The organism is Microbacterium sp. (genome assembly GCF_003248605.1).
Classification (GTDB): domain Bacteria; phylum Actinomycetota; class Actinomycetes; order Actinomycetales; family Microbacteriaceae; genus Microbacterium.
Genome location: NZ_QFPF01000145.1, coordinates 1 through 4,932, shown reverse-complemented (window position 1 = coordinate 4,932; position 4,932 = coordinate 1). Strand labels below are relative to the sequence as shown.

Sequence of the window (4,932 nt, the reverse complement as noted above, 5' to 3'; positions counted from 1 at the left end):
CTCAAGGAGCGCAAGCACCGCATCGAGGACGCCGTGCGCAACGCGAAGGCGGCCGTCGAGGAGGGCATCGTCCCCGGTGGTGGCGTCGCGCTCATCCAGTCCGGTCGGGTCGCCCTGGCCACGCTGGAGCTCACGGGTGACGAGGCGACCGGTGCGAACATCGTCCGCGTCGCGATCGAGGCCCCGCTCAAGCAGATCGCCCTCAACGCGGGTCTCGAGCCCGGTGTCGTGGCGAACAAGGTCGCGGAGCTGCCCGCGGGTCACGGCCTCAACGCCGCGACCGGCGAGTACGGTGACCTGTTCGCGCAGGGCATCATCGACCCCGCCAAGGTGACCCGCTCGGCGCTGCAGAACGCCGCGTCGATCGCCGGCCTGTTCCTCACGACCGAGGCCGTCGTCGCCGACAAGCCCGAGAAGGCCGCCGCCCCCGCCGGTGGCGACCCGACGGGTGGCATGGACTTCTGAGTTCCCGCCGCTAGATCGACAGAAGGGCCCCTCCATTGCGGAGGGGCCCTTCTTCGTGCGCCCGGCGTCGGTGTTGTCAGCGGAAGAGGCTGAGAGCGGCGAGCTCGGTGTCGGCGTACTGCCGACCTGCTGCGGCGAGCGATTGTGTGATCGCGGCGAGCGAGTCCTCGACCTGGCGCTGCGTCGCGCGCCACTGGTCGATGACCTGCTGGAACGATCCCGCGGCTTGACCGGTCCAGGAGGACTGCAGCTGGGTCAGCTGCGCGAGCATCGCCTGCGACTCGGCGTGCAGGCGATCGACGGTCGCGCGCACGGCGGCGGACTGCGTGAGGATCGCGTCGGAATCGACGGTGAAGACGGCCATATGTTGCTCCGGATCTCGAAGGGACGTGTCGCGCCAGGCTATGAGCGCTGTGCATCGTGCACGCGCCGAGGCGACAGCATCCGTGGAGCCCGTTCTTCGCGCCGGCGTCGGGGAGGAGTCGCGTGCGGCGCGGTTCGCTGTCATCGCGCGCTGGCCGAGCCCGCCTCGCGCGGTGGAAGTGCGTCGCCCGGCCGAGGCGCATCGGCCGGGGATGCTGCTCGCCTGTCGCGTTGTGCGGGTGTGCGGGGCTGCGACCCGCATTTCGCGACAGGGGAGCGGGCGGGCTGCGCGCGGTGGAGGGGGGCGCGCCGGGGATGCTGCTCGCCTGTCTCGTTGTGCGGGTGTGCGGGGCTGTGACCCGCAAGAAGCGACAGGGGAGCGGTCGGGCTGCGCGCGGTGGAGGTGGACGCGCCGGGGATGCTGCTCGCCTGTCGTATTGTGCGGGTGTGCGGGGCTGCGATCCGCATTTCGCGACAGGGGAGCGGGCGGGCTGCGGCGAGCGTGAGGTCAGGCGGAGGGCGCGGAGAATTTGGGCAGGGGCTGCGTGTCGAGGTAGAGGGTGGCCTCGCGGGCGAGCGGCAGGTAGACGCGGAATGTCGCGCCGCCGCCGGGAGTGTCATCGACCTCGACGGCACCGTGCAGGGCATCGACGATCGACGCGACGATCGCGAGTCCGAGCCCGGTGCCCCCGGTCTCGCGCGTGCGCGAGGTGTCGGCGCGCCAGAAGCGCTCGAAGATGCTCGAGCGGATCTGCTCGGGGATGCCCTCGCCGTGGTCGGAGATCGCGATCCAGCCCATGCCGATCGGGGCATGTTCGCCGGTCCGGCTCGGATCGGTGCCGACGGTGATCTCGATGGGGGAGTCGTCGGCCGTGAACCGGCGCGCGTTGCCGAGCAGATTGGCGACGATCTGACGGATGCGGTTCTCGTCGCCGAGGACGACGGGAGGCAGGGAGATCGCGGGTCCGACGGCATCCGTGTCGAACGACAGGGGTGTCGGCAGTGCGGCCTCGCCCGCGGCGGCGCGCGGGGCCGGCACAGGCCGTGAGGCGCGCCGCAGAAGCGAGCGGCGGTTCGTTCCCGAGCCGCCGCCGCGGCCGGCCCCGCCACCGCGGCGACGGGGGAGCGCAGCGGTGTCGGTCGTCGGCTCCTCGCCCGTGCCCGTGCCCGCACCCGCTGCCTCGCCCGCTACGGGGCGTGGGCGCGGCGGTGCCGCCGAGAGGTCGATCACCGTGACCGTGCGACCGGGAGCGGCCGCGCGCACATCCATCGCGGCGTCGCGGGCGACGGGACGCAGATCGACGGGGGTGATGTCGACCTCGCGCTTCTCGTCGAGGCGGGCGAGGGCGAGCAGGTCCTCGACCATGCCGCCCATGCGGATCGCCTCTTTCTCGATGCGCTCCATCGCCTGCGCCGTGCTCTCCGCGTCGCGGATCGCACCCATCCGGTACAGCTCGGCGTAGCCGCGCACGGTCACGAGCGGCGTCCGCAGCTCGTGACTGGCATCGCCGATGAATCGACGCATCTGCCGCACACTCGAATCGCGTTGCGACAGCGAAGCATCCACCCGATCGAGCATCGTGTTCAAGGCACCCGTGAGCCTGCCGACCTCGGTGTTCGGGTCGCCGGGGGTGAGGCGCTGGCCGAAGTCGCCCGCAGAGATCGCCATCGCGGCGCGTTCGACCTGCCCGAGGGCGCGGAAGGTCTGCGTCACGAGGAATCGCGTGAGGAACGCGCCCGCGAGGATCGTGATGAAACCCAGGATCGTGAACGCGCCGAAGAAGGTGGCGAGCGTGCGGTCGATGGGCGCGAGAGGCAGAGCGATCACCTGCGTGTACAGCTGCCCGCCGAGCTGCAGGTCGAGGGGACCCGCGCTCGCGTGGAATACGTCGCCGTCCTCCGACACGAGGGCGAAGGGTGCCGTGCCCTGCGTGATCGTCTTCTCGAGCGGAAAGGACTCCGGCCAGATCGGGCCGCCCGCGGAGGGCACGCTGCCCTTCGACTCGCCCTCCGGGGTGTACACGGCCACGTAGTAGTCGGTGGCGGCGGCCTCGGCGGTGAGGGTGATGCCTACCTCGCCGGTCTCCTCGTCCGCGGTGATCTCGAGCAGGCCGGCGGCGAGGTCGGACTGGGCGCGGGCGATGAGCTGCTCGTCCTGCGCCGTCACCAGCGCGTTGCGCACGAACCCCAGCGTCGCGATCCCCGAGGCGAAGAGCCCGATCGTGAGGATCGCGACGGTGACCCCCGTGACCTTGGCGCGGAGGCTTATGCCTCGCCACCAGAGGGTGAGGGTGTCGGGTTCTTTGTGCTGCGCCAGGAGGTGCCCCCTAGGCGGGCTTGCCGGCCTTCAGCATGTAGCCGAAGCCCCGCTTGGTCTGGATGAGCGCTTCGGAGGAGTGCGGATCGATCTTGCGGCGCAGGTACGAGATGTAGCTCTCGACGATGCCGGCATCGCCGTTGAAGTCGTATTCCCACACGTGGTCGAGGATCTGCGCCTTCGACAGCACCCGGTTCGGGTTGAGCATGAGGTAGCGCAGGAGCTTGAACTCGGTCGGGCTGAGGTCGATCGAGATCTCACCGACCTTGACGTCGTGCGTGTCCTGGTCCATCGACAGCTCGCCGGCGCGGATCACGGCTTCTTCGTCGGCCTGCATCGTTCGGCGCAGGATCGCCTGGATGCGCGCGACGATCTCGTCGAGGCTGAACGGCTTGGTGACATAGTCGTCGCCCCCGGCGTTCAGGCCCTCGATCTTGTCTTCGGTCTCATCCTTGGCGGTGAGGAAGAGGATCGGCGCCGTGTAGCCCGCGCTGCGCAGGCGTTTGGTGACGCTGAACCCGTTCATGTCGGGCAGCATCACATCGAGCACGATGAGGTCGGGTTCCTCCTCGAGCACGGCCGAGATGGTCTGGGCGCCGTTGGCGACGGCCCTGACCTGGAAACCCGCGAACTTCAGGCTCGTGATGAGAAGGTCGCGGATGTTCGGCTCGTCGTCCACGACGAGGATGCGAGGTGCGCTCATCCCCCCATTATCGCGATATGACCCCTCGGGATGCTGGACGTCACCCGCTGCGGCGGGTCACGGCATCCCGACGCCCGGCCGATCAGTCGAGGCAGGCCCGGACCGCACGCTCGATGACCGGCCGGATCTGCGCGTCGGGGTCGACGGTCAAGCGGTGGAAGGTGATGCCGTTGCCGGCGGCGAGGAGGAAGCGCGCGGCGGGCACGGGATGCTGCGCCCCGACATCGCGCAGCAGGTCGGCCATCCAGTCGACGAAGACCTCGCGCTGCCGCACGAGCGGTTCGATGAGGTCGGGATCGAGCGAGGCCTCGAGGGAGAGCGCCAGACGGACGCGGGTGCGAGCCGCCGATTCGCCGGTCTCGACCTCGATGAACCGGCACAGCATGTCGACGAGTTCGCCGGGCGTGCGGGGCCGCGGTCGCGGGCCGCGCGCGGCGTCGGAGCGCTCGCCCTCGGCGATGGCCGTGATGAGTCCCGCGATGAGCGCGGCGCGGGTGCGGAACCAGTTCGACGTCGAGCCCTTCGGCAGCCCCGCCCGCTCGTCCACGCGGGCGTGTGTCAGGGCGCGGATGCCCTGCTCGCCGACGAGGTCGAGGGCGGCGTCGAGTGCGCGTTCGCGGGTGGTGGCCATGCAGGCACACTATGCGCAGCATCCACACTATGAAAGTAGTGACACAGCACTATGGAAGTAGTACCATGCACGCATGGAGTATCTGGTGCTCGCCGTCTGGATCGTGCAGGGCTCGGTCGGGGTGTGGCTTCTGATCGGCTGGGCCCGTCACGGCCGCCGATACGCGGGCGCGATGATCGCGCACGTGGCTGCGGTCTTCGTGATGCTCGCGCTGTGGATCACCTTCCTCGTGACGGGTGCTGTGGCCTTCGCCTGGGCGGCCCAGATCGTGCTCGCCGCCGGGATCCCGTTCGGCGAGACGATGATGGTGCGCCGCTCCCGCGAGCTGCGTGGCATCACGACCAAGCGCCTCTCCGACTACGGCGGTGCCGTCGTCGACGTCTTCCGCGGCCGTCTTCCGGGCCCCGTGGTCTTCCACGCGCTGTTCGCCGGGGTGGTGTTCTTCTCTGCGCT

The 4,932-nt window shown here is 70.1% G+C and carries 6 protein-coding genes; 2 read left to right on the top strand and 4 right to left on the bottom strand.

Going from position 1 to position 4,932, the window contains the following annotated elements; translation table 11 throughout:
- On the top strand, nt 1-465 hold a 465-nt coding region (locus DI573_RS13910), incomplete at its 5' end, for a TCP-1/cpn60 chaperonin family protein (RefSeq protein ID WP_292815518.1).
- 76 nt (nt 466-541) lie between these two features.
- Here the strand turns inward: DI573_RS13910 and DI573_RS13905 are convergent.
- The 4 genes from DI573_RS13905 to DI573_RS13890 form a co-directional block, all read right to left on the bottom strand.
- Complete coding sequence (locus DI573_RS13905) at nt 542-829, bottom strand: WXG100 family type VII secretion target (protein ID WP_292815516.1); 288 nt, start codon at nt 827-829, stop codon at nt 542-544.
- A gap of 507 nt (nt 830-1,336) precedes the next feature.
- Nucleotides 1,337-3,010: a HAMP domain-containing sensor histidine kinase gene (locus tag DI573_RS13900; RefSeq protein ID WP_292815513.1), complete on the bottom strand. Its 1,674-nt coding sequence runs from the start codon at nt 3,008-3,010 to the stop codon at nt 1,337-1,339.
- Nucleotides 3,011-3,155: 145 nt separating this feature from the next.
- Nucleotides 3,156-3,848, bottom strand: a complete 693-nt coding sequence (locus tag DI573_RS13895; protein ID WP_292815510.1) for a response regulator transcription factor — start codon at nt 3,846-3,848, stop codon at nt 3,156-3,158.
- An 82-nt stretch (nt 3,849-3,930) separates the two neighbouring features.
- Nucleotides 3,931-4,479, bottom strand: coding sequence for a TetR/AcrR family transcriptional regulator (locus DI573_RS13890; RefSeq protein ID WP_292815507.1), 549 nt, complete (start codon nt 4,477-4,479; stop codon nt 3,931-3,933).
- 73 nt (nt 4,480-4,552) lie between these two features.
- Here DI573_RS13890 and DI573_RS13885 point away from each other — a divergent pair.
- Nucleotides 4,553-4,932, top strand: a 380-nt coding sequence (locus tag DI573_RS13885) for a hypothetical protein (protein ID WP_292815504.1), incomplete at its 3' end; no start/stop codon positions are given.

What these genes read in the sequence shown, in the direction of transcription:
- DI573_RS13905 (WP_292815516.1), bottom strand. Translation starts at nt 829, where the DNA reads ATGGCCGTCTTCACCGTCGATTCCGACGCGATCCTCACGCAGTCCGCC.
- DI573_RS13895 (WP_292815510.1), bottom strand. Translation starts at nt 3,848, where the DNA reads ATGAGCGCACCTCGCATCCTCGTCGTGGACGACGAGCCGAACATCCGC.
- DI573_RS13890 (WP_292815507.1), bottom strand. Translation starts at nt 4,479, where the DNA reads ATGGCCACCACCCGCGAACGCGCACTCGACGCCGCCCTCGACCTCGTC.